The 24,590-nt window shown below is 34.7% G+C and carries 21 protein-coding genes; 13 read left to right on the forward strand and 8 right to left on the reverse strand.

The genetic code is table 11. The features are described from left to right. Positions 1-106: 106 nt before the first annotated feature. On the reverse strand, positions 107-1,705 hold the full coding sequence (locus DSM00_RS12170) for a RagB/SusD family nutrient uptake outer membrane protein (protein ID WP_128758242.1): 1,599 nt from the start codon (positions 1,703-1,705) through the stop codon (positions 107-109). Between the two features lie 10 nt (positions 1,706-1,715). Then, positions 1,716-4,823 carry a SusC/RagA family TonB-linked outer membrane protein gene (locus DSM00_RS12175; protein ID WP_128758243.1) on the reverse strand — a complete coding sequence of 1,036 codons (3,108 nt, stop codon included), beginning with the start codon at positions 4,821-4,823 and terminating at the stop codon, positions 1,716-1,718. A 461-nt stretch (positions 4,824-5,284) separates the two neighbouring features. Here DSM00_RS12175 and DSM00_RS12180 point away from each other — a divergent pair, with 461 nt between their 5' ends. After that, entirely contained in the window at positions 5,285-6,541 is a 1,257-nt protein-coding gene (locus DSM00_RS12180) for a BaiN/RdsA family NAD(P)/FAD-dependent oxidoreductase (protein ID WP_128758244.1), read from the forward strand. Here DSM00_RS12180 and DSM00_RS12185 read toward each other — a convergent pair. Beyond that, complete coding sequence (locus DSM00_RS12185; RefSeq protein ID WP_128758245.1) at positions 6,538-7,014, reverse strand: TspO/MBR family protein; 477 nt, start codon at positions 7,012-7,014, stop codon at positions 6,538-6,540. The genes DSM00_RS12180 and DSM00_RS12185 overlap by 4 nt on opposite strands. Before the next feature lie 95 nt (positions 7,015-7,109). Here DSM00_RS12185 and DSM00_RS12190 point away from each other — a divergent pair, with 95 nt between their 5' ends. The 3 genes from DSM00_RS12190 to DSM00_RS12200 are packed head-to-tail and all read left to right on the forward strand — an operon-like array spanning position 7,110 to position 10,099. Continuing rightward, positions 7,110-8,192: a diphosphomevalonate/mevalonate 3,5-bisphosphate decarboxylase family protein gene (locus DSM00_RS12190; RefSeq protein WP_128758246.1), complete on the forward strand. Its 1,083-nt coding sequence runs from the start codon at positions 7,110-7,112 to the stop codon at positions 8,190-8,192. A 29-nt stretch (positions 8,193-8,221) separates the two neighbouring features. Further along, positions 8,222-9,160 (forward strand): mevalonate kinase family protein, encoded by a 939-nt coding sequence (locus DSM00_RS12195; RefSeq protein ID WP_128758247.1) that lies wholly within the window; start codon positions 8,222-8,224, stop codon positions 9,158-9,160. Positions 9,161-9,187: 27 nt separating this feature from the next. Next, positions 9,188-10,099, forward strand: a complete 912-nt coding sequence (locus DSM00_RS12200) for a geranylgeranylglycerol-phosphate geranylgeranyltransferase (RefSeq protein WP_128758248.1) — start codon at positions 9,188-9,190, stop codon at positions 10,097-10,099. 59 nt (positions 10,100-10,158) lie between these two features. Here DSM00_RS12200 and DSM00_RS12205 read toward each other — a convergent pair whose 3' ends face one another. Continuing rightward, on the reverse strand, positions 10,159-10,494 hold the full coding sequence (locus DSM00_RS12205; protein WP_128758249.1) for a hypothetical protein: 336 nt from the start codon (positions 10,492-10,494) through the stop codon (positions 10,159-10,161). A gap of 376 nt (positions 10,495-10,870) precedes the next feature. On the opposite strand from DSM00_RS12205, the gene DSM00_RS12210 reads away from it, so the two are divergent. The 7 genes from DSM00_RS12210 (at position 10,871) to DSM00_RS12240 (ending at position 18,341) form a co-directional block, all read left to right on the forward strand. After that, complete coding sequence (locus DSM00_RS12210; RefSeq protein ID WP_128758250.1) at positions 10,871-11,749, forward strand: pseudouridine synthase; 879 nt, start codon at positions 10,871-10,873, stop codon at positions 11,747-11,749. A gap of 170 nt (positions 11,750-11,919) precedes the next feature. Continuing rightward, entirely contained in the window at positions 11,920-13,320 is a 1,401-nt protein-coding gene (locus DSM00_RS12215) for an arginine decarboxylase (protein ID WP_128758251.1), read from the forward strand. Continuing rightward, the gene (speB, locus tag DSM00_RS12220) at positions 13,307-14,251 is read left to right on the forward strand and encodes an agmatinase (protein WP_128758252.1); all 945 of its coding nucleotides are present in this window, start codon (positions 13,307-13,309) and stop codon (positions 14,249-14,251) included. The genes DSM00_RS12215 and speB overlap by 14 nt, the downstream gene beginning before the upstream one ends. Then, entirely contained in the window at positions 14,241-15,215 is a 975-nt protein-coding gene (locus tag DSM00_RS12225) for a deoxyhypusine synthase family protein (RefSeq protein WP_128758301.1), read from the forward strand. The genes speB and DSM00_RS12225 overlap by 11 nt, the downstream gene beginning before the upstream one ends. A gap of 147 nt (positions 15,216-15,362) precedes the next feature. Further along, the gene (locus tag DSM00_RS12230) at positions 15,363-16,082 is read left to right on the forward strand and encodes a glycosyltransferase (RefSeq protein WP_128758253.1); all 720 of its coding nucleotides are present in this window, start codon (positions 15,363-15,365) and stop codon (positions 16,080-16,082) included. Next, positions 16,075-16,704 carry a lipid-A-disaccharide synthase N-terminal domain-containing protein gene (locus DSM00_RS12235; protein ID WP_128758254.1) on the forward strand — a complete coding sequence of 210 codons (630 nt, stop codon included), beginning with the start codon at positions 16,075-16,077 and terminating at the stop codon, positions 16,702-16,704. Before DSM00_RS12230 ends, DSM00_RS12235 begins: the two co-directional genes overlap by 8 nt. Then, positions 16,701-18,341, forward strand: a complete 1,641-nt coding sequence (locus tag DSM00_RS12240) for an ArnT family glycosyltransferase (RefSeq protein WP_128758255.1) — start codon at positions 16,701-16,703, stop codon at positions 18,339-18,341. The genes DSM00_RS12235 and DSM00_RS12240 overlap by 4 nt, the downstream gene beginning before the upstream one ends. Here DSM00_RS12240 and DSM00_RS12245 read toward each other — a convergent pair. From DSM00_RS12245 to DSM00_RS12260, 4 genes are all read right to left on the reverse strand, one after another. After that, the gene (locus DSM00_RS12245; protein WP_128758256.1) at positions 18,331-19,734 is read right to left on the reverse strand and encodes a putative hexosyltransferase; all 1,404 of its coding nucleotides are present in this window, start codon (positions 19,732-19,734) and stop codon (positions 18,331-18,333) included. The genes DSM00_RS12240 and DSM00_RS12245 overlap by 11 nt on opposite strands. A gap of 69 nt (positions 19,735-19,803) precedes the next feature. Further along, positions 19,804-21,276, reverse strand: coding sequence for a cellulose synthase family protein (locus tag DSM00_RS12250; protein WP_128758257.1), 1,473 nt, complete (start codon positions 21,274-21,276; stop codon positions 19,804-19,806). Further along, the gene (locus DSM00_RS12255; RefSeq protein WP_128758258.1) at positions 21,276-21,968 is read right to left on the reverse strand and encodes a glycosyltransferase family 2 protein; all 693 of its coding nucleotides are present in this window, start codon (positions 21,966-21,968) and stop codon (positions 21,276-21,278) included. The genes DSM00_RS12250 and DSM00_RS12255 overlap by 1 nt, the downstream gene beginning before the upstream one ends. Beyond that, on the reverse strand, positions 21,968-22,438 hold the full coding sequence (locus tag DSM00_RS12260; protein WP_128758259.1) for a toxin-antitoxin system YwqK family antitoxin: 471 nt from the start codon (positions 22,436-22,438) through the stop codon (positions 21,968-21,970). Before DSM00_RS12260 ends, DSM00_RS12255 begins: the two co-directional genes overlap by 1 nt. A 147-nt stretch (positions 22,439-22,585) precedes the next feature. Between DSM00_RS12260 and DSM00_RS12265 the strand changes: the two genes are divergently transcribed. Further along, entirely contained in the window at positions 22,586-23,467 is an 882-nt protein-coding gene (locus DSM00_RS12265) for a hypothetical protein (RefSeq protein ID WP_128758260.1), read from the forward strand. Positions 23,468-23,493: 26 nt separating this feature from the next. Further along, complete coding sequence (locus DSM00_RS12270) at positions 23,494-24,492, forward strand: fasciclin domain-containing protein (RefSeq protein WP_128758261.1); 999 nt, start codon at positions 23,494-23,496, stop codon at positions 24,490-24,492. Positions 24,493-24,590 lie beyond the last annotated feature (98 nt).

Below are 24,590 nucleotides of genomic sequence, written 5' to 3' on the forward strand. Positions count from 1 at the left end.
CACTTGTTGCATATTGAGAAGAATTCAAATTTTAGGGAATTTACTAATTTAAAAGAGAGGACCATTTTAGGATCCTCTCTTTTATTTAGGCTATAAATATTAATTATTAGTAACCTGGATTTTGAGTTAAATTAGGGTTAGATAAGAGGGCAATTTCCGGGATTGGAAATAAATTTTTATTTGGGTCACCGGTTACTTCTTTCAGACTCCAAGGTGAAGTAAATTGATCAAAACGTACAAGATCATTTCTTCTCCATGTTTCAATAAACAATTCTCTTGCACGCTCATCTAATAATGATGTTTCGTCCAGACTGGTAAGAGCAGGAGTATTGTCTCTTTTTGATCTCAAATCATTGACCATTGCTAAAGCTTCTGCTGTTTGACCTTTTCTAAAAAGAGCTTCAGCTTTCATTAAATATGCATCTGCATATCTAAAAAAGATTTGATGTCTTCTAAAAGATTCTATTAATGGGCTGTCATCGCCAGTATCTGGGATAGGATCGTATGGGTGATATTTAAGTAATCTTATACCCTGGACTTCAGTATTACCTACAAGAGCAGGTATTTCCTTTGTAAATGCAAGTGGTCCTCCTTGTCTATTTTTTAACATTGTTCCATCAGAGTTATACTGTTGACCAATTAGAAAACCATATCCAATACCAAGATTTAAATCATTCGCATTGGTGTTATCCCAAACTATACCTCGTCGTTCTTCTTGACCATCACCAGCATAATTAGAATTGGGATCACCCTCAAATTTGTCATAGAATTCAGCCAAAGTAGAGAACCCATTCCAACCTCCACCAGTATTGTCGGGAGCATTTTGATTATAATGTAAAGAGTTCCATATTCTTGCGGCAACTTCACTTCTTAAGAAAAAGATCGTTTCGGTATCTTCTGTAGGCTCGAAGATCTCAAAATAATTTTTATCAGATTCAACTGCAAAACCACTTGCAGTTATAGCGTCTACAGCTGCAATTACGGCATCCATATCTGTAGGGTCAAAAGTTCCGGACCCATTATAAACAGAAGCATTTAAGTACAGCTTAGCCAATAAAAATTGTGCCGCTTGCTTAGTTGCTTTCACAGTTTTTGTTAAATCTGGACCAGTTGTAGGTAAATCTGCAAGCGCTTCTGTAAGATCTTGCATAACAAAATCATAGGCCTCCATACGGGATAATACTCGTGGGTCTACATCAGGACCTTCAGTCACTTCTCTAAAAGGAACAGAACCAAAAAAGTCCATTACAAAGAACATATTATATGCTCTTAGAAACTTTGCCTCGGCAACAACTGCAGTCGAAGGATTACTTTCTATAATTTCAGTAGCCCTAAATACATTTTGATTTAAAGTGTTCCAAGAGTTTAAAATAAATATATGAGCTGCATTCCATGTGTGAGTATGCAATTGTCTCCATACGCCATTATCTCCCCAGTCTGTTCCTCGTGTTGGAACCAGGAGTTCATCAGTAGTAACTTCATTTAGCGCATATATATTATCTTGCCCTTGAAAATCACCACCGACTTTATTATAAAGATCGCTCAAAGAAGATGCAGGATCCGCAAGAGGAGTAAATGTAAAATCTCCTGTATCTTCACTAATAATAGAATCGGTCTCTTCTATTTCCAAATCTGTACACGATACCAGAATAGCTATAGCAAAAGCTGAAAAGGTAAAGGGTTTAATTAAAGTCTTTATTTTCATGTCTATTTTTTTAAAAAGTTAAGTTTACTCCTAAACTATATATTCTAGGTCTTGGAAAAGACGAGTAATCAATACCAGCGATGGGTAAACCATTTAATAAATCTCCTCCACCTGGCACTACACTCACTTCAGGATCTAAACCACTATAGCTTGTAAGAACAAACAAATTTTGACCAGTTAGGCTAAAGCGCATTGTTTTAAAGAACCCTACATTTTCCATTGGTACATTATATGCAATAGAGGCAGTTTGTAATCTTAAGAAGTCTCCTTTTTCTAAAAACCTTGTAGAAACTGATGCTTCTGCAAATCTACCTTCAACACCTGCTAAGTCGATTACATCTGTAGTAACATTATTTCCACTACCTATTGCACCTCCTGTGAAAAATGCATTTGCAGTATTATTATAAATATAATTTCCAGCTTGGCCATTAAAATATAATGAAGCACTCCAATTTTTGTAACTAGCAGATGTTGAAATACCACCAGTTATGTCTGGTAAAGCGCTCTTTCCAACAAATTTTTGATTATCCACACCTCCCTCGAAAGTCGGGTTGCCATTATCATCAAACCCTGTGAATTCTCTTAAATAAAATGAGTATATAGGTCGGCCAGTTTCAAGTCTTTGGGCAAAAGCACCTGTTAGCCCAGCGCCTCGAATTGTACCAGCTGCTAGTCTTCCATCAAAATCTTGAATTTCATTTTTATTATATGCTAGATTCACACCAATTGTCCAGCTAAAATCGTCACCTTGTAAAATATCGTAATTAAGTGCAGCTTCAACACCAGTATTTAAAACAACAGCGTCTATATTCTGAAAAAAGAACGGTTGTGGAGATGGCTGAGCGGCATTAATATTAAGTAATAAATCTCGTGTTTCTTTACGATACAAATCAAGACTACCACTAAAACGATCATTGTTAAGACCAAAGTCTAATCCTACAGCGTATTGTGTAGTTTCCTCCCATTTTAAATCTGGATTAGGGAACGATACGGTTGTAATACCAGGGATGTTGATAGCTCCATCATCGTTAATTCCTCCTCCAGAATATCTTTGTCTCTGTAAAAATTGTCCGTAACTTAAACCATCTTGATTTCCTGTAATACCATAACTTAATCTTAATTTAAGAGTGGAGAATGTATCCCCTGCAAAATCTTCATTGTTAATTTTCCAAGCAAAAGCTGCAGAAGGGAAAATACCGTATTTATTGTTTTTTCCAAATTTAGAAGATCCATCCGCTCGCACTGTAGCAGTAAATAAATATTTATCATTAAGAGTATAATTAACTCTAGCGAAATAAGATTGAAGTTCATCTGTATTATCAAAAGTATCAGCAAAAACTGATCTTAATGGAAGTGATGTAACATCACCCAAAGATTCACTAGATGGAGATGGAAATAGTCTATTAACAAATAAACCAGTCCCTGCAGAGTATCCGTATTGTTGATAGCCTCCTGAAATTAGAGACTCCAAACGTGAAGCTGAAGAATTGAGATCATCAGCCATTTGATCTAAATTAGTTGATTGGTAACCAAAACCCTCAATGTTTCTTCCTGAAACTTGAAATTCTTGGTAAGAAAAACCTACAAGAGCATCGAAATTAGAATTGTCAAACGCTTTTTTATAATTAAGCGTTACTTCTAGAAGACGGTTATCATTTTCGATATCATTAAGAGCACCTCTACCATTACCACCCGCACCACGAGATACGTTAAAAGTATTGGCGTTTATAGATCCATTTCTAGTTGATTCTGCTCGATCATAGCCTATTGTAGTTTTAGCTGAAAAGTCATCAGTAATGTCATATGAAGCAGAAAGGTTAAGTAAAAAACGATCAGTTTCAGATTGACTCTGGAAATTCTGAATTAAATTTAAAGGGTTAATTCTATCTCCTGGATTAAATGTTGGGTCTGCTGGCCAAGTAGGATTTGCAGAATATGATGCACCTAAAAGATCACCGGTAGATCCTGCACTTCCACTAAGAGGAGGTGATTCATCATTAACTCGAGATAAAGTACTTTGCAAAGTAAGCAACAATTTATCATCAAAAAGTCTTTGTGAGGCGTTTAATCGTCCTACAATACGTTCTTGAGAAGATTTTTGAACTACACCTTCTTGATTCCCGTAATTAAAAGTTGCTCTTACATTACCTGATCCATAATTTTGTGAATAAGCAAAGTTGGTATTAGTAGAAATAGCAGTTCGGGTTGCAAGAGATTGCCAATCTGTATCATTCCCAAAATCTGTAGCTGATCCACCAAACGCAGCAACTGTACTTAAAAATTGCTGGCGATCCAATAAATCATATTCATTTGCAGCATCAGAAACACTTACTTCAGATGAAACCTCAAATGTTCCTCCGCTTGCCCCACCTCGGCCGCTTTTAGTAGTAATTATAACTACACCATTTGCTCCACGAGAACCATAAATCGCTGTTGATGAAGCATCCTTAAGAATACTTATGTTTTCAATATCATTAGGATTTAAGAAACTCAAAGGGTTTTTTGCAGAACTTGTTCCTACACCAATATTAGAGCCTTCTGCTGATGTATCTCCTGACGGAAGCGGTACACCATCGACTACAAATAGAGGGTTGTTATTTGAGCGCACAGATGAAGTTCCTCTTATTCGTATTGCAACTCCAGATCCGGGTTCTCCACTACCTGATGCAATTTGAACACCTGCGGTTTTACCCTGAATTAGTTGCTCTGGAGAAGATATTACTCCTTTTTGAAAATCTTCAGATGTTACAGAGGCAACAGACCCTGTAGCATCTTTTACAGTTGTTGATCCATAACCAATAACTACAACTTCTTCTAAGGCAGCCGCATCTTCTTGAAGGGTTACATTAATTGTAGATTTTCCATTAACAGCTACTTCCGTTGCTGAAAATCCAACATAACTAAAGATTAATGTGCTACCTGCAGCTACATTATTAATAGTGTAGTTTCCGTCAAAATCTGTTGTAGTACCATTTGTCGTTCCTTTTACGAGAACGTTTGCGCCCGGTAAGGGACCATTGGGCTCGGATACTGTTCCCGATACTGTTTGCGCATTTGCTATACCTGCCAGTAAAAGCGAAGCGCAAAAAAGTATACTTCTAAGTATAAATTGCTTCATAAAATTAATTTTAAATTATTTTAGTTTTTAAAAGATTCTGGTTGTTAAATTTATAGAAAAAAATGAATAATATCAGCTACTACAACGTTTAAGTTGCGAAATCGTTGTAGTTGAGAACAATAAATTTAATCAGCTAATTGATAATTTATTAGGAATTAATTAATAATTTGATAATATCTCCCCTTATTTTTGTGAATTATTGAATGTTTCTACGGATTGTCAACTTTAGCTTCAGTAATTAGTGAGATCATTTAGTATTGTAATTGTAGATACTTATTGCTAAATATTTTAATAAAATGTGGCCATATGTGTTCATTTTTAGATTTTAAGCGTCAGATTTCAGAAATTTTCTACCAAATGCTCTTCAAATTAAATTTCAAGAAGTTTCTTATAAAATTAATAGTTTCTCGTTATCAATTTTTTTTAGTATATCTATTTATTGACACAGTATCTTTGCAAATATGAATTATGATGTAGTTGTTATAGGTGGTGGTGCTGCCGGTTTTTTTACAGCAATTAACCTTGCAAAACAAAATCAGGAGCTTTCTGTTGTTATTGTCGAGCGTGGAGCTCAAGTACTGGAAAAAGTTAAGATTTCTGGCGGTGGCAGATGTAATGTTACCCACGCAATATTTGAACCTAAACCTCTTACTGAAAATTACCCTAGAGGGCAACGCGAACTATTAGGACCTTTTCACACCTTTCTTTCTGGGGATACTATAACTTGGTTTGAAGAGCGTGGGGTTCCGTTAAAAATCGAAGACGATGGCAGAATGTTTCCTGAAAGTAATAGTTCGCAGACAATTATTGATTGCTTTTTAGAGGAAGCTAAAATCTATAATGTTGATATTAAAACAAAATGGCCGGTAATTAATATAGAAAATGAGGGGGTCAACTGGAAATTACAAAGTAAAAATGAAAAGCTAAATTGTAAAGTGGTGGTTGTAGCTACAGGAAGTAATCCTAAGATGTTGAGTCTACTCCAAAATAAAGGCATTGCTATTACATGGACAGTACCTTCTTTATTTACATTTAATATAAAAGATAAACGTATAAATGATCTTGCAGGATTGTCTACTTTAGCTGAAGTAAGTCTGGAGATCCCAGCTGAGCTAAATGCTAAGAAGAGGGCTTATTTAAATCAAAATCTCAAATATATTAGAGGGCCAGTTCTTATAACGCACTGGGGTATGAGTGGTCCAGGTATATTGAAGCTTTCTGCTTGGGGAGCTCGCATATTGAACGAGCTTGATTATAAGTTTAATCTATGTGTGAACTGGCTTCCAGATTTTAAATCTGAATTTTTATATGAGAAATTACGAGATTATAAAGTTGAATTAGCAAAACAGACGTTGCATAAATGGTCACCGTTTGATTTGCCAAAGCGGTTGTGGCAAAGTCTTCTAAACGCATCAGGTGTTAACCACGAAAAAAAGTGGGCAGATATCACAAAAATTGACATCGAGAATTTAGTGAAGCAGTTACAAAACGGAATATTTCAGGTTGATGGAAAAAGCACCTTCAAAGAAGAGTTTGTTACAGCAGGTGGTGTTAATCTTAAAGAAATTGATTTTAAAACTTATCAATCTAAACAACATACTAATCTCTATTTAGTAGGAGAGGTTTTAGATATAGATGCAGTTACCGGTGGTTTTAATTTTCAAAATGCATGGACGGGAGGTTTTATTGCCGCCAATGCGATTGCAAATAGCTTTTAATTTAATCGCCAGATTTCAAAGTTTAGCGCTGCAGCATAAATTACCCAGAGTATATAGGGAACAAGTAAATAGGCAGCAGTGTTATTAACAACTTTAAACCATTTAAAGGTGAAGAGCAGTAATATAAATAAACCTATAATTATAAAGAGTGCGGGTAAAACAAGTTGCAATCCAAAGAAGAAGATAGACCAGGAAGCATTTAAAAGCAACTGAAAACCGAAATGATAAAGAGCCGTTTTCACCCATTTATGGTAAGAGCCTCCATCCCATACTAGACCAGCAGCTATACCCATTACAATATATAAGATTGTCCAGACTGGTGCAAAGAGCCAGTTTGGCGGCGTAAAAAATGGTTTTGCTAATGTAGGATACCAGGTTTGCACACTACTTTGTGTAGCTACAGAACCTATAAATCCTATTAAAAGACATATAAATATAGCTATTAAAATACGTTTAGCTTTCTTTGAAAACATAGGCATAATTCTTAAGACTAATTTATAAAAATATTTCTTAGAGCTAACTCTTTAAAATGTGTAATAAGCCTTTAAGAAGTTTTTATATTTGCGCTATGACAAGTACAAAGTTTTTACCTGCAGATTATACTCAGAATTTATCAAGCACATCGTTTAGTTATGCGTCGCCAAGCAATATCGCATTAATAAAATATTGGGGTAAGCAAGGAATTCAAATACCTAAAAACCCTTCTATTAGTTTTACATTAGATACGTGTAGAACGACCACAACATTGCATTTTGAAAAGCGAGATAATCATAAGGAGAATTTTGAGGTAAAGGTAATTTTAGACGGAAAGCATAAGCCTGGGTTTGAGGCTAAAATCCATCAATTTTTTAGTCGTATTCTGCAGTATATGCCATTTGTAAAAGAGTATAAATTTATTGTTGAAACAACCAATAGCTTTCCGCATAGTTCTGGGATTGCATCCTCTGCAAGTGGTTTTAGTGCTATTGCATTGTGTCTAATGGAAATGGAGCGCGAGATGCAGCCAGGGCTTACCGATACTTATTTTACTCAAAAAGCGTCGTTTATAGCTCGATTAGGTTCTGGGAGTGGTTGTCGTTCTCTAGAAGGTCCTCTTGTGGTTTGGGGAGAGCATTCAGAAATTGAAGGAAGCAGTGATATTTATGGAGTTTCATACCCCTATGAAGTTCACGAGAATTTTAGAGATTTTCAAGATGCGATACTTCTGGTAGATCAAGGTGAAAAACAGGTGAGTAGTACCGTAGGTCACAACTTAATGCATAATCATCCGTATGCAGAGAGTAGATTTAATCAAGCGCATGAGAATCTGGCAAAGCTTATTCCTATCCTAAAAAATGGTGATCTAGACAGTTTTATACATATTGTCGAGAGTGAAGCGCTTACTTTACATGCTATGATGTTAACGAGTTCGCCATACTTTATCTTGATGAAGTCTAATACACTTAAAATCATAGAGAAGATCTGGGAGTATCGTAGAGAAACTGGTATCCCATTATGCTTCACGTTAGATGCTGGGGCGAACGTTCATGTATTGTTTCCGAAAAACTATAAAAATGAAGTTCAGGATTTTATAAAATCTTCACTTAGTGAATATTGCCAAAATAACAGGTATATTTTTGATAGCGTGGGAACTGGAGCAATAAAGTTGTAACTTTGCAGTCGATTAACTTAGATCATTCTATGAAAGGACCATTATTTTATTCAAAAATTCTTTTGTTTGGTGAGTATGGGATTATTAAAAATTCTAAAGGCTTATCAATACCTTATAATTTCTATAATGGCGCTCTTAAAGTAGATGAAAATCCGAGTGAAGAAGCAATAAAATCAAATGAAAGTTTAGGTCGTTTTGCTTCATATCTGGAGGCTTTACAGGTTGATCAGCCAGATCTTGTTCAATTTAATATTGAAACGTTAAAGGCAGATGTAGCCGAAGGGATGTATTTTGACAGCACCATACCCCAGGGTTATGGAGTGGGAAGTAGTGGAGCTTTAGTAGCATCTATCTATGACAAATATGCACTTGATAAAATCACAATTTTAGAGAATCTTACTCGTGATAAGCTGCTTAAGCTGAAATCCATTTTTGGTCAAATGGAATCTTTTTTTCACGGAAAATCTTCTGGTCTTGATCCATTGAATAGTTATTTAAGTCTGCCTATTCTTATAAATAGTAAAGACGATATAGAACCGGCAGGAATTCCTTCGCAAACTATTGATGGAAAAGGAGCTGTGTTTCTTTTGGATAGCGGAATGGTAGGAGAGACTGCACCTATGGTAAACTTGTTTATGGAAAACATGAAACAAGAAGGTTTTAGAAAAATGCTTAAAACGCAATTTGTGAAACATACTGATGCTTGTGTAGATGATTTTCTAAAAGGTGACGTTAAGTCACTTCTGAGTAATGTAAAGCAGTTGTCTAAAACTGTTTTAGGTAATTTTAAACCTATGATTCCTGCGAGTTTTCATGATCTATGGAAGCAAGGGATAGAGTCTAATGATTTTTATCTGAAACTTTGCGGCTCTGGAGGAGGAGGTTATATTTTGGGCTTTACCGAAGATATCGAAAAAGCACGAAAAGCTCTGGATGGTCACAAGCTGGAAGTGGTTTACAACTTCTAATTACACATTTCCTATAAAATGTAGAATATGTCTCGCATAAGTCGAAGAAACAAACTTTTACTTCTTAAATTTTTAAGTTTGTTTTCGGTGGTGAGAGGTTATAATATTCTCATAATTGTACTCGCACAATATTTAGCATCTATATTTATATTATCACCAGATATCCCACTCAGGGATGTGCTTTTTGATGTAAATCTTTTTTCTATAGTACTGGCGTCTTCCTTAGTTATTGCAGGAGGATATATCATCAATAGTTTTTATGACAGTGAAAAAGACTTAATAAATAGACCGCATAAAACGCGATTGGATCATATGGTAAGTCAAAACAAAATACTAACGCTGTATTTTATTTTAAATTTTTTAGCAGTTGTGGTGGCAAGTTCGGTGTCTTTTTTTGCCGTTCTTTTCTTCTCAGGTTATATTTTCGGAATATGGTTTTATTCACATAAACTCAAGAAAATACTCTTTTTGGGTAACCTTACTTCAGCCTCATTAGCTCTTATTCCTTTTTTTGCAATCTTTATTTATTATAGAAATTTTGACAAGGTTATATTTGTACACGCTACCTTTCTGGGGCTAATAATTATTATGCGTGAGCTTATTAAAGATTTAGAAAATATAAAAGGAGATGTAGCACTTGGTTATAAAAATATACCTATAGTATATGGTGAGCGTGTGACAAAATTTGCAATTACATTTCTAATCATCCTTACGATTTTACCCACATATCTTTTAGTTACTAACTTTGATGTAGGTCTTATGCGCTATTACTTCTACGGAAGTTTTTTCTTATTGATTATTTTTTCATATTGGCTCTGGTGGTCTCGCGCAAAAATGCATTATGTTTTATTGCATAATATTTTAAAATTTATTTTAGTCCTGGGTGTGTTTAGTATTCTTTTAATAGATACAGACTTAGTGCTCAAAAGAATTTTATAATGAAAAAGCCACCGCATTGCGGTGGCTTTTCTGGCTAATTCAAATAAATAAGAGGATGCTTATCCTTTTTTAATTTTGTATGGTAGGTGAAAAATGCGGTTACCCGTGATTTCTATTTCAGCTTTTTTATAGTTAAGTCTGCTTTTAATATAATTTTCTAATTGTGGATTTTCTGTAGACACATTAAGCACAACTATGGTATTTTTAGAAGTAACCATAAATTGAATCGTACTCTCTAATAAGTCTTCGTTTAATTCGAGTTCAGGAACACCAAGTAGGTTAATGATTTGAGTTCTTAATTTTCCACTAGTAGTTTCTGGTTTTGGGTCTGCTGCGGCAGATACTGCTGCAAAATTGAATACCGCTAAAAATAAAAGGATTTGTACTTTTTTCATGACTTTTTGTTTTTAAGATTGATGTGTCAAATGTACTACTCCATAAGATGTTTTTCTTTAATATAGCAGTTATCAAATAAGGACTAAATCTTTCCTTTTGAGTTAATTAAGCGATTGTTTACGTTATGTATACAAATACTAAAACCCACTCTAGATTCTAAATTTTATTAGATGATTATCAGCACTAACTGGTTTTTTGTGTCAATTAGTTTATAAAAATTAAGGAGTATTCAAATATCAATAGATTTCTGCTGTATGAATATGAATTTAAGGTTAATTTGAGGCTACTTTTCTCTTAGCTAATTGGTGTTTTGAGGCCATTTTATATACTCTGTTTTCGCTATTTAAATATGTATCTTTGCAAAAATTTATAATTATGAGCAGACATCAAGAAAGCAGTAGAGACGGGAAAGCGTCTGGTCGCGGATCTAATAATTTACGTAGTAAAAGTAATGCCAGGGGCAATGCTCCTATAAAGAGAAAAACAGGAGCTTCTGCAGATAAAGCAGCGAGTGCAGCAAAAGGTTCTTCACAAAAGAATAAAGATAAAGACGGTATTCGTCTTAATAAGTATATATCAAATAGTGGTGTTTGCTCTAGGAGAGAGGCAGACATGTATATAGCTACAGGTCAGGTTTCCGTAAACGGGGAAATCATAAATGAAATGGGCTACAAGGTGAAGTTAGATGATGATGTACGCTTTGACGGTACGCGCATTAATCCAGAGCCAAAAGCATATGTATTACTAAATAAACCAAAAGGGTTTTCAGTTACCACGAGTAATGAAAAAGGAATGACGGTAATGGATCTTGTTGCACCGGCAACAAAATCACGTATTCAGCCTGTAGGTCGATTAGGTCGCAATGCAACCGGACTTATTTTATTTACTAATGATGAAAAGTTAATGCAAAAATTGACTAATTCTAAAGCAGGACTTCCACGCTTGTTTCATATAGAATTAGACAAAAACCTTAAAGCAGAAGATTTAGAAAAAATCTCTAAAGGATTGAGTGTTGACGGTAAGAAGATATTTGTAGAAGACATTAGCTACGTAAACGGATCTCCTAAAAAAGAAATAGGTTTAAAATTACGCAATGTAGGAAGTAGTGTGATTCGTACTATTTTTGAACACCTGGAGTATCAAGTGGTTCGTGTAGATTGTGTAACGATTGCTTCGTTAACTAAAAAAGATCTTCCACGCGGTAAGTACAAGCATTTAAGTCAGCAGGAAATAAACAATTTAATGATGCTATAAGTGTCATTTTTATAATAGTTTAGTAATTCAATATTTAAATTAAAATCTAAAACTGTTTAATTTTAAAAAAAAACTAATTCAGGTAAAACATAAGTCTTTTACAATACCTTAAGATTTTCTGGCGTTTTATCTCGATTTCTTTTTTTACATTTCACACTTTAAACTATTTGATGAATACGAAATATATAGATCTCATAGATCAATCCTTTTATTTTCCTCAGGAAGATTTCAAACTTGAGGACAACCACTTACAATTTCACGATATAGATTTGATGGCATTAGTTGAGCAATATGGTGCTCCACTAAAATTTAGTTATTTGCCTAAGATATCTGATAATATCAACAGAGCCAAAACCTGGTTTAGAGATGCAATTCAAAAGCATAATTACAAAGGGAATTACAATTACTGTTACTGTACAAAGAGCTCACACTTTAAGCATGTTCTTGATGAGGCTTTAAAAAATGATATTCATATCGAGACTTCATCGGCCTTTGATATTGATATTGTAAATAAGCTTAAAGAAAATGGAAAAATTACAGATGAGACTTTTGTCATTTGTAATGGTTTTAAAAGGGATCAATACATCGAGAACATTACAAATTTGATGAATAATGGCCATAAAAATTGTGTGCCTATTATAGATAACTATGAAGAAATTAATCTTTTATCTGAAGGGATAAAGGGTGACTTTAAAATAGGAATACGTATTGCATCTGAAGAAGAACCTAAATTTGAGTTTTATACATCTCGACTAGGAATAGGTTATAAAAATATCATACCTTTTTACGAGGATCAGATCAAAAATAATGATCAGGTTGAGTTAAAAATGCTTCATTTTTTCATTAATACCGGTATACGAGATAATGCTTACTACTGGAATGAATTAAATAAGTGTCTTAAAGTATATACACGTCTTAAGAAAATCTGTCCTAGCTTAGATAGCTTAAATATAGGAGGAGGCTTTCCTATAAAAAATTCTTTGGCTTTTGACTATGATTATGCCTATATGGTTGATGAAATTATCAATCAGATAAAAATTACTTGTGAAGAGGCAGATGTTGTAGTACCTAATATTTTTACTGAGTTTGGTAGTTTTACTGTAGGAGAGAGTGGAGGTGCTATTTACGAAGTGCTATATCAAAAGCAACAAAATGATAGAGAGAAGTGGAACATGATAAACTCATCGTTTATCACCACTTTACCAGATACGTGGGCAATTAGCAAGCGTTTTATTTTACTGCCTATAAACAGATGGGAAGAAGAATACGAGCGTGTGTTATTAGGAGGTCTTACGTGTGATAGTGATGATTATTATAATAGTGAACAGCATAGTAATGCTATTTACTTGCCTAAATACAAGAAAGATAAACCATTATACATCGGCTTTTTTAATACCGGTGCCTATCAAGAGTCAATAGGTGGATATGGTGGTCTGCAGCATTGCTTAATTCCGCAGCCAAAACATATTCTGATTGATAGAGATGAAAATGGTAACTTAACAACCCGTATATTTAACGAACAACAAAAAGCAGAACAATTGCTCAAGATTTTAGGTTATGAATACAACTAAAAACTATGCCGGCATCCCTGATGAATTTGCCAAACTTGAAACCTCAAAAATAGTTCTAATACCGGTGCCTTATGATGGTACTAGTACTTGGGGAAAAGGAGCTGATAAAGGTCCACAGGCCTTTTTAGATGCTTCTGAAAATATGGAGATTTATGATATTGAGACCGATACAGAGGTGTATCAGCAAGGTATCTATTTAGCTCCGGCAATTACAGAAGACAGTTCTCCGGAAGCACTCGTTTCTGAGGTGCATAAGGTTACTAAAGACTTTATAAAGCGCAATAAATTTGTTACGCTTTTTGGAGGTGAACATTCGGTTTCAATAGGTGCTATTCGTGCATTTAATGAGCTTTTTGATAACCTTACAGTTGTTCAGATTGATGCTCATGCAGATTTGCGTCAAGAGTACATGGGAAGCACATGCAATCACGCTTGTGCAATGTATGAGGCGAGCCAGAATACAAATTTAATTCAGGTAGGTATCCGTAGTATGGATGTACTTGAAAAAACGGTCATGGATGAGGATAAAACCTTCTTTGCTCATCAAATGATCCAAGATGAATACTGGGTAGATAATGTGATAGACTTATGTACAGACAATGTATTTATCACGTTTGATCTAGATGGTTTAGACCCATCAATAATGCCTTCTACAGGAACACCAGAACCGGGCGGTTTATTCTGGTATGAAACAATGGATTTCTTAAAGCGCCTTTTTGCTGAAAAGAATGTGGTAGGTTTTGACCTTATGGAACTATGCCCTAATCCTAATGATAACTCATCAGACTTTTTAGCAGCAAAACTTTATTATAAAATGCTAAGCTACAAATTTGAAGGGCAGGATATAGAAGAGAATTACGATAATAGTTACGTTGCAAAACCAGGTAAGGGTAGCGTAAATAAATTTGATTTAAATGACGATGAAGACTAAGGGAGCAATCTCTCAATTTATAGAGAAATATTATTTACACTTCAATTCAGCTTCTGTTGTTGATGCAGCAAAAGCTTATGAAGAGCAGTTAAACAATGGAGCAAAAATGCTCGTTTCTCTTGCAGGTGCGATGAGTACAGCAGAGATAGGGAAAATTTTTGCCGAAATGATTCGCCAGGATAAAGTACAAATTATATCATGTACTGGAGCAAACCTGGAAGAAGATATCATGAATCTCGTAGCACATTCTCATTATAAGCGTGTGCCAAACTATCGCGATTTAACAGCTCAGGATGAATGGGATTTATTAGAAAAAGGTTTAAACCGTGTTACAGACACATGTATTCCAGAAGAGGAAGCTTTTAGAAGATTGCAAAAGCATATTCATAAAATATGGAAGGATGCAGATGATGCCGGCGAGCGTTACCTGCCGCACGAATTTATGTATAAGATGTTGTTAAGTGGTGTTCTTGAAGAATATTACGAGATAGATCTTAAAGATTCGTGGATGTATGCAGCTGCGGAAAAGAACTTACCTATAATTTGCCCGGGTTGGGAAGATAGTACAATGGGTAATATCTTTGCGTCCTATGTACTTAAGGGAGAGCTTAAAGCGACTACAATGAAATCTGGTATTGAGTATATGACTTTCTTAGCAGACTGGTACACAGATAATAGTGCAAATGGTATAGGCTTTTTCCAAATAGGTGGTGGTATTGCGGGAGATTTCCCAATTTGCGTTGTGCCTATGCTTTATCAGGATATGGAGCGTGAAGAAACTCCTTTTTGGAGTTACTTCTGTCAGATTTCTGACTCTACAACAAGTTACGGTTCTTATTCTGGAGCAGTGCCTAATGAGAAAATCACATGGGGTAAACTAGACATTAATACGCCTAAGTTTATTATAGAAAGTGATGCGACAATTGTAGCGCCACTTATATTTGCTTATTTGTTAGATATGTAAGCATCTGTTGTAAAGAATAATAAAAGCCTCACAATGTTTTATATTGTGAGGCTTTTTGTGTTTTATAGATTCTTTAGTCAACAAAAACTTGTGTTCTTTAGAATTGCTTTAGAAGTAATGCTTATTTTCGCAAACTTATTTATTACTATGTCTTATAGATTAACCGTAGTGGTTCCTGTGTATAATGAAGAAGAAAATTTGCTTCGGGTAGAACAGGTATTTCGGGATTATTTTAAAATTGCAGCAGTTCCTACTCAAGTACTTTTTGTTAATGATGGGTCAAAAGATGGAAGTCAAGATCTAATAGAACAAATTTGCAATAGGGGAGAGGGCTTTAAGTTTATAGCCTTTGAAAAAAATTGTGGTTTAAGTGCTGCAATTAAAGCTGGTTTTGATGCCACCACTACACCTTTAGTAGGATATATAGATAGCGACCTTCAGACCACACCAGAGGACTTTAATATACTGCTTCCTTATATAGATGAATATGATCTTGTAACAGGTCATCGTGCTGATCGCAAAGACTCTTTTGTAAAAAATATGTCAAGTGCAATAGCAAACAATATACGCAGAGCATTTACTAATGATGGGATGGATGACACTGGGTGTCCTTTAAAAATAATTAAAACGGAATACGCAAAGCGTATTCCTATGTTTAGAGGGCTTCACCGTTTTCTTCCTGCGATGATTATGTTGCAACAAGGTAAAACAGTACAAATTCCTATTAGGCATTTTCCAAGAGTTGCGGGTACTGCAAACTTTGGAGTTTGGAATCGATTATTGGGTCCATTAATGGATTGTTTTGCTTACCTGTGGATGAAGAAGAAGTACATAAATTATACAATAGCAAAAAAATCGAATGACTAGTCCGTACTGGATTTATACGATAGGCTTTCTTGCTCAGCTTATGTTTTCAGGAAGATTGGTAATACAATGGTTTTTATCTGAAAAACAAAAGCGAGTATTAACACCATCAACGTTTTGGTGGTTGAGTCTTGGTGCATCATTTTTACTTTTTGTGTATGGTTATTTACGAGATGATTTTGCCATAATGCTAGGTCAGACACTTACCTATTTTATATATATACGTAATCTTCAATTGCAAGGGCAATGGTTGAAATCGCCTAAAGTTATTCGGTGGTTTTTATGGATTTTTCCTCTTATTATAGTCATTTACGCGTATAATAATGGGGATTATGATATAGATAAACTTTTTAAAAACGAAAACATACCGCTCTGGTTGTTGGTTTTAGGAAGTGTAGCTCAATTAATATTTACATTACGTTTTATCTATCAATGGATCTATTCTGAGCGCAATAAAAAATCAACACTACCACTTGGCTTTTGGTTACTAAGTTTAGTTGGCGGACTTTTAATTCTTATCTATGCATTTTTTAGAAAAGATCCCGTTCTGATTGTAGGTCACGTAATGGGAGTTTTTATTTATTTTAGAAATATGCGTTTAGCAATAGGTATTGATAAAGAATGAAAATTGAAGAAAAATATTATCCATTTATAGTAGTTCTTACCTGCTTATTGTTGTTCTTTCCTCATCTTGATATTTTGTATGCAAATATAATGGAGGCTCGTAATTTTAATACAGCCCGAGAGATGCTGCATTTTGATAACTGGATTTTTACCACGATGAATGGAGAAGCTCGTTATGAAAAACCACCATTACCTACTTGGTTAAGTGCTTTTTCCGGTGCTATTTTTGGTGTAAATAAGCTTTGGGCGTTGCGATTACCTTCAGCTATTGTAACCACATTGTTAGTTTATTTCAGTTATTTATTTTCAATTAAAAGATTACAATTACCTGCTAAGCAAGCGCTATATGGAGCTCTACTCGTTGCGACTTCTTTTTATGTAATTTTTGCAGGGCGCAATGGTACCTGGGATATTTTTGCCCACGCTTTTATGCTGTTAGGGATTTACTTCTTATTTCAGTTTTTTTCTACTGATATTAAAAAATATACCAGCGCAATACTTGCAGGCTTATTTATTGGTCTTTCTTTTATGAGTAAAGGGCCGGTAAGTCACTTTGCGTTGTTGCTACCCTTTTTAATTTCTTACTTATTTATTTTCAGAATAAGATCTTCTAGCGGGAGAGCATTTCCGTTTATGATTCTTATCATTATCGCCTTAGCTCTTAGTTCGTGGTGGGCACTTGCTTTATACTTTGGTGATACAGATACTGCAGCCAGCATTGCTAATAAAGAAGCTACCGCCTGGGCAAATCACAATACCCGACCATTTTACTATTACTGGAGTTTTTTTACTCAAAGTGGGATCTGGACAATTCCTGCATTTATAGGACTTTTATATCCCTATTTAAAAACAAGAGTTTTAAATCTAAAAGCCTATCAGTTCACTTTATTATGGACGCTTTCTGCAGTAGTTTTACTTTCAATCATACCAGAGAAAAAATCGAGATATCTCTTGCCAGTACTTATTCCGTTGGCACTAAATACAAGTTTTTATATTGATTATTTAGTACGCAAGTTTTCAGAACTTAAAGATAAACGGGAGGTATTGCCTGTGTATTTTAATTTTTCAATTATAGCATTAGCAGCTGCATTAGCTTGTCCCTTTTTAATCTACTTATTTGTAGATGATTTTACAGGCATTTTATGGGTTTACTATTCTCTATTCCAAGTGGGTTGTCTTTTTGTCGCAATTTTTATTATAAAAAATCTCAAAAGAAAGAATATCGAAAATGCATTTTACACTGTGATATTTTTCACGTGTTTGATAATCACTTGCGGATTTCCTTTTATAAAAGTTACATATACAAATACAAATTATAAGGAATTAGCACCTAAAATTGTAGAGTTAGAACGTCTTAATAAGCCGGTTTTTCTCTATGAAAACAGCTCGCCAGAATTGATTTGGGATCTAGGTAAACGTCTACCTGTTTTAATGAGCCGTGAGGGCATTAATTATCCTAAAGAGACCTCTTTCTATGTAATTGTTGAACGTGAACAAGAGGAGCTTGCTAAAGAAAAAATGGTGGGGTATGACTTTATTCTGCAAGATTGCTATGATGGTAATATTACTTCAAAAAAAGATCGGAATTATAAAATACGACGCGTAGGTTGTCTTTATCTTGTAAATGCTACAGATTAACTTGTTTGCTTTTTTTGATGGTGAGTTCGTAAATGAAATAACCTATTAACACCACATATTCTATTGCTACCAGCCATAGGTTTTCATTCACAGAATCAATCTTATAAGCCGAATAACTGAGCATCACAACAGCACTCCAGACTATAGCATATTGATATTTCGTAAAAACTGACAATAACAATGGTGTAGCAATATACCACGGATGAATTGTTGTCGAAAGCAGAAAATAGATACTTATACCAAATAGAAGAACTGGAAATAAGCGTAAAGTCGAGTTATTTTTTCTCAAGAAAGTTAGAAGAAGAAGAAATGCAATAACATACTTGGGGAGCTCTTGACCTGCTGTGGCAATTATATTAAATCCTTTGGTCTGAAAGCCTATGTATCTTATGATATAATAAATGCTGGCGTTGAATTCAAATTTCTCAAACCAAAGCGCGATAGTACTTGAGAAATGATTTATTAACTCGGGTGTACTAAAGGGGATGAACGTTAATACGAATGTTGTCAATACAATTATATAAAATATAAACAGTCTTAGAAAGGAAGCTTTCGGTTTACGTATTAAATGACTTAGGCGAGAGTCTATTTTAGTTGAGCTTGGAGTCTTACTTATTAAAATCTGGTAAAACAACGGTAGCAATAATAGAGGAACCAATTTCACAGAAATAGAGAGACCTATAAAAATTGATGACCAGAGATATCTTTCACGATGTAACAGATAAAGTGCGACTAGAAAGAAAAAAAGCATCACACCTTCAAAGTGTAAATTTCCGGTAAGTTCAATTAGTATAAATGGATTTAAAAAATACCAGAAAATTTGATGCTTTGGTAGATTCATCAAGACTAGAAGCTTACGTCCTATAAGTAATATCCCCACATCGGCGGCTATTATAAACAGTCTCAAAACGATAACTCCTCCAAGTATTGATTTACCACTTAACAAGCCTGAAAGCCAGAAAAACAGTTGGTTCACGGGAGGATAGTTAGAGTAATGTCTTGCACTTAAATCACCCATCCCTTCTAGCAACTCGTTACTTTGGGCTATAGGTAATGATCCTAACGCTACCCAATGATCTGGTGTATAAAGATAAGGGTTTAATCCTTCAGCTATTAACCGGCCATCCCACAAAAATCTATAGTAGTCTTGCGATAAATTAGGCAATGCGATTATAAATAGTAACCTGAGTACTATACCTATTGTAACAAGTGTTTTAAAATTGACTTTTAGTTGTTGAATAAGCTTAAAGCTTAAAAAGAAAAGAGCAGCGTAAAGGAGAATAAATTTTACAAAGTCGTGACGTTGTAAATTGTATGCAAATTCCCAATACATTAATAAAATACCGAATGTCATTAAAACCGGAATCTTGTAATGTTTAAGAGTCTGAAGCATATCGGTTTTTAGTGATCAGTACATTTGGTTTTCAATGTCAACGGTATAGAGAACGAAGAACTACATTGTTTAAATTCTTGAAAAAATAGATTTAAAAGCTACGAATCCAAATCCAAAAAACAACATAATGTGAAATGTTATAAGTCCAAAATCTCTCATATAGAACGCGCTTACAATTGCAAAGCCAAAATATAAGAATAGTAAACTTTCGAGAATTGTATTTAAGGATATAGTTTTCTTTAGATAAATATTAGACTTCCAACTGTCGCTTAGCTTGTTGACATTAAATTTTGGAGTGCGTATAAATTCTGATTTTTTACCAAAATGGCCTTCTAAAACTGCAAGTGAATTATGTACGCTAAAGCCCATTGCAATTGAGAAAAATGCGATAAACATACCTACATAAGAGATAAAGTTTTTGAATCCGCTGCCGTGAATTTTTTTGTAGGTTACCCAGTAGCAGATAAAGAATATTACAGTGCTTATAGCAAAAAAAGCGGTCACTTTAAAAATAAAATCAAACTCAGGATTTGTATTTTTTATATACAATACGGGCACACTCAAAATAGCAATGAGTAATACGAGCAAGAACATGCTACTATTAAGTAAATGAAAAAAACTATGAAATTTGGTTTTGAATGAAACGGTAGGATCTTTAAGTAATCTACCATAAAGCTTTTGGAAATTTTCGGCTGCACCTTTGTTCCATCTGAATTGTTGAGAGCGGGCTGCACTTATAGCGATAGGTAATTCTGCGGGTGTCTCAACTTCCTCTAGATATTTAAAATCCCATTTGTTAAGTTGGGCACGATAGCTAAGATCAAGATCTTCAGTCAACGTGTCTCCCTGCCAGTTTCCGGCATCTAAAATGCACGTTTTACGCCAAATCCCTGCCGTACCATTAAAATTTATAAAATGATGGCCAAAGTTGCGCCCCACTTGTTCCAGAACAAAATGAAAATCTAGTGCGAATGCCTGAATTTTAGTTAGAATAGAATAATCTCTGTTTAGATGTGCCCAGCGTGTTTGTACTACACCCACTTTAGGATCTTTGAAATACGGAACAGTTTTTTTTAACCAATCTGATTTCGGAACAAAGTCAGAATCAAAAATTGCAATATAATCTCCTTTAGCAATCGCCAGTCCTTCTTTTAACGCACCGGCTTTAAATCCTACTCGATTTGTACGCGTGATGTGTTTTATAGGTAAGCCCTCTAGTCTTAAATTATTTATCAGTTTTCGGGTTTCGGTAAGGCTTTCATCTGTAGAATCATCTAATACTTGAATCTCCATTTTATTTGTAGGATAATCCATTTTAGATATATTATCAAGAAGACGTTTTACTACATATAACTCATTGTATAGAGGCAGCTGTATAGTGACAAACGGAATTTCATCTGGATTGTCTAAGTCATAAACCGGGGCGTTATCTATCTTTTTCTTCGCTTTTAAATAATTAAAAAGCAGATTTAATTGAGCTAAACTGTAGAGGAAAATTACAGTAAGGGATAAAGTATAAAGAACTATTATTATTGTCTGCATTATTTAAAACTGTACTTAAAAATCCAACCGAGAATTTTAATTCCGGCAAATATAGCACCTTTGACTGTGCCTGAAACCTTAGAAACACCTATACGATTACGGTACTTCATAGGTACTTCTGTATAAGTGAGTTTATGTCGTAGTGCCTTTAATTGCATTTCAACCGTCCAACCATAGGTTTTATCCTGCATATTAAGGGATAGCAATTTATCATATTTAATAGCCCTAAAGGGACCAAGATCTGTAAATCTTGAGTTGAAAATTAAACGCATTAATGTTGTAGCTAATTTATTACCGAACCGTTGCGGAAAAGTCATACTTCCCGGTTGTCTCAGTGATTTCACTCGTGCACCTACAACAAAATCAATATCATCTTCAAGTATGGGCTTTATGAGTTGTGTTAACTGCTTAGGATAGTCACTATAATCTCCATCAAGAAAAACAACAATATCTGGCTTATCTTCTAATCCTGCAATGTACTGCAACCCTTTTAAGCAAGCATAACCATATCCTGGTGAAGTTTCGGTAAGTGATGTGGCACCTGCTTCAACAGATTTTGCTGCAGTAGCGTCTGTAGAGTTATTACTTACTACTATTATCTCATCTACAAAATGAGGAATATCTCTAACAACTAGTCCTATTGATTGCTCCTCATTATATGCAGGAATTATTACTTTAATAATTTGCTGCATTAGAATTGAGCGTTAGGGTTATCTTTTTTGAAATTAGCAATACTCGTCCAGGCACCGGTAAGAATGTTATCCTTGTAATGTTGTGCTTTAAATAAGTTTCCGTTTTTATATAACAAGCTGTAGCCTTGCCTAACATCATTAACAAATTGTACTTTTTCTACCACATTTTTTTCTCTTAGGAGTACCCACCAGTTTACTCGCTTACCATTCTGGTAATGACCTTGACTAATTACAGCGTTACTTTGATTATAGAAAAACCAATAACCATTCTTTTTATTAGTCTCATAAGATCCTTTTCCTTTCACATTTCCGTTTTCATAATAATAAAACCAGTAATCAGTTTTTTGATTGTTAATAGACCAGCCTTCAGATTTTAAAATACCATTTGCATAATATTCTTTTATATATGTTTTCTGTTCATTACTTCCCGTAACCAGAACAAGCATCAAAATATAGTTGAAAACAAACATGAGATCAAATTTAAGTAATACGTGCAATTCTTTAAGCCCGTACTCAAGTATACGAGAAAAACCGACTCAGGGTTTTTAACAGAATATTGTGAAAACCAGCTTCAAATCTTCTGCGTATCTCTTGTTGTTAACTATAAACGATAAATTATGAATTTAAACTTACGCTTAATTACAGGTTTGCTTTTAATGCTACCTGTTTTAATGATAGCTCAGAGCCCGGTTAGTGGTTTTATGAAAGCTAAAGGAGAAGGAAGCTTTACGCTATCTTTTTCTTCTGAAGAATATGATGAAGTATTCTTAGTACCACAAAAAGTAAATGGGGTTCCTGTATTTAATGAAGTGCAAACCACAAGCTATTCACTTTATGGAGAATATGGTTTAACCGATGACCTGGATATCGTGGTAAACTTACCTTATATAAAGGCAGAAGGTGAAGCAACTGCTGAGACACTTGCTAATAATGGACTTACCAATGAAGTTAAGGGCTTTCAGGATTTAAGTGTATATGGAAAGTACCGAATTACAAATGTGAAAACTCCTAAAGGTTCTATTGATTTAATTGCAGCAGCAGGAGTAGAGCTGCCGGTTGGTGATTATAGTGAAGATCCGGGATTTCAATCTATTATTGCTATTGGTAACAGATCTACAGATATAACAGGGCTAGCAATAGCATCTTATAAAAATGACTCTGGCTTTTTTGCCACAGGTCAAATGGGATATAGTTTACGCAGTAATGATGTGCCTAATGCTTTGCTAAGCGAATTCAAATTAGGGTACGCTGCAGATATGTTTTACTTAGATGCATATGTGGCTAATCAATTATCAGATAAAGATGGGGTAGATATTTTTGGTGAAGGTTTTACAGGATTTTTTCCGGCAACCCGAGTTAATTATACGCGTCTAGGTTTTACTGCTTATGTGCCACTTTATAGAGGTATAGGTGTATCTGGCGGATATAGTACTTACGTAAATGGTCGTAACCTTGGAGATTCTGACGGGTATAACTGGGGACTTACTTACTCATTTTAATCACTAAATTTTTACACTAAAATATTATGAAAAACTTATATAAATATACTGGTATTGCTATTGCGCTTCTAAGTGTGGTACTTACTTCTTCTTGTGAGAGTGAATCTGCCTACGAAGACCAACTAACGTCTATTGCAGGTGTAGCAGTTGCAAATCCCGCTTTTAGTACCTTAGAATCTGCTGCAATTAATGCCAATTTAGTAGGTGTTTTAAGTAATGCCAATCCTAATGATCCTTCGGGAGATTATACTGTTTTTGCTCCTACAAATGATGCTTTTGCGCGTTTAGGACTTGAAGAAGCTACATTAGGAGTATTAACAACTCCTTTTTTAACCAATGCACTGTTATATCACGTATCTAACGGAAACTTAGTATCTGGGGGTTTTGAAGCAGGAGGATCATCAAATTCTGCTTTAGGTATATCCCGCAGATTTGTGATGCGCGGTTCTGATGTATATATAAACGGATCAAAAATACTTGCAACAGATGTACGTGCACAAAATGGTACAGTTCACGTTATTGATAAAGTTATGATTGCAACTGGAGGTAATGTAGTTGAATCTGCTGTGGCTTTGCAAAGTGCTCAAGTTTTTAAAACACCAGAATTAAGCTATTTAGTTGAAGCCGTATTGTACGCAGAATTAGCTGAAGCTCTAAGTAATCCAGATGCTAACTTTACTGTTTTTGCTCCTAATGATCAAGCGTTCATAAATTTAGGTGCTGCTTTAGGATTAACATTCACACAACCATCAGATGTTAGACAACTCGATAAGGCTCTTGTTACTGAAGTTTTATTAAATCACGTATTTGCTGATGTTTCTGCAGATAAGTTTACTTCAGAATTAAGTGCTGGTTCTTATGATGCGTTGGGTTCTGACTCAATTACTCTAGGAGCTTTTAATAACGGAACACTTACAGTAAGTGGTTCTGGTAATGCAACTCCTGCAAATATGGTTATTCCAGATGTACAAACTACTAATGGTATTGTACATGTGATCGATCAGGTTTTATTGCCTGTTCTATAAAAATAGATTGTTTGTTAATTTTTAATAAAGGCGGAAATATCAATTTCGCCTTTTTTTTTCTGAAATTCTGAAAGTAGTTCATTAAAACTGAAAACCGA

Source organism: Leeuwenhoekiella aequorea, assembly GCF_004104375.1.
Classification (GTDB): Bacteria; Bacteroidota; Bacteroidia; order Flavobacteriales; family Flavobacteriaceae; genus Leeuwenhoekiella; species Leeuwenhoekiella aequorea.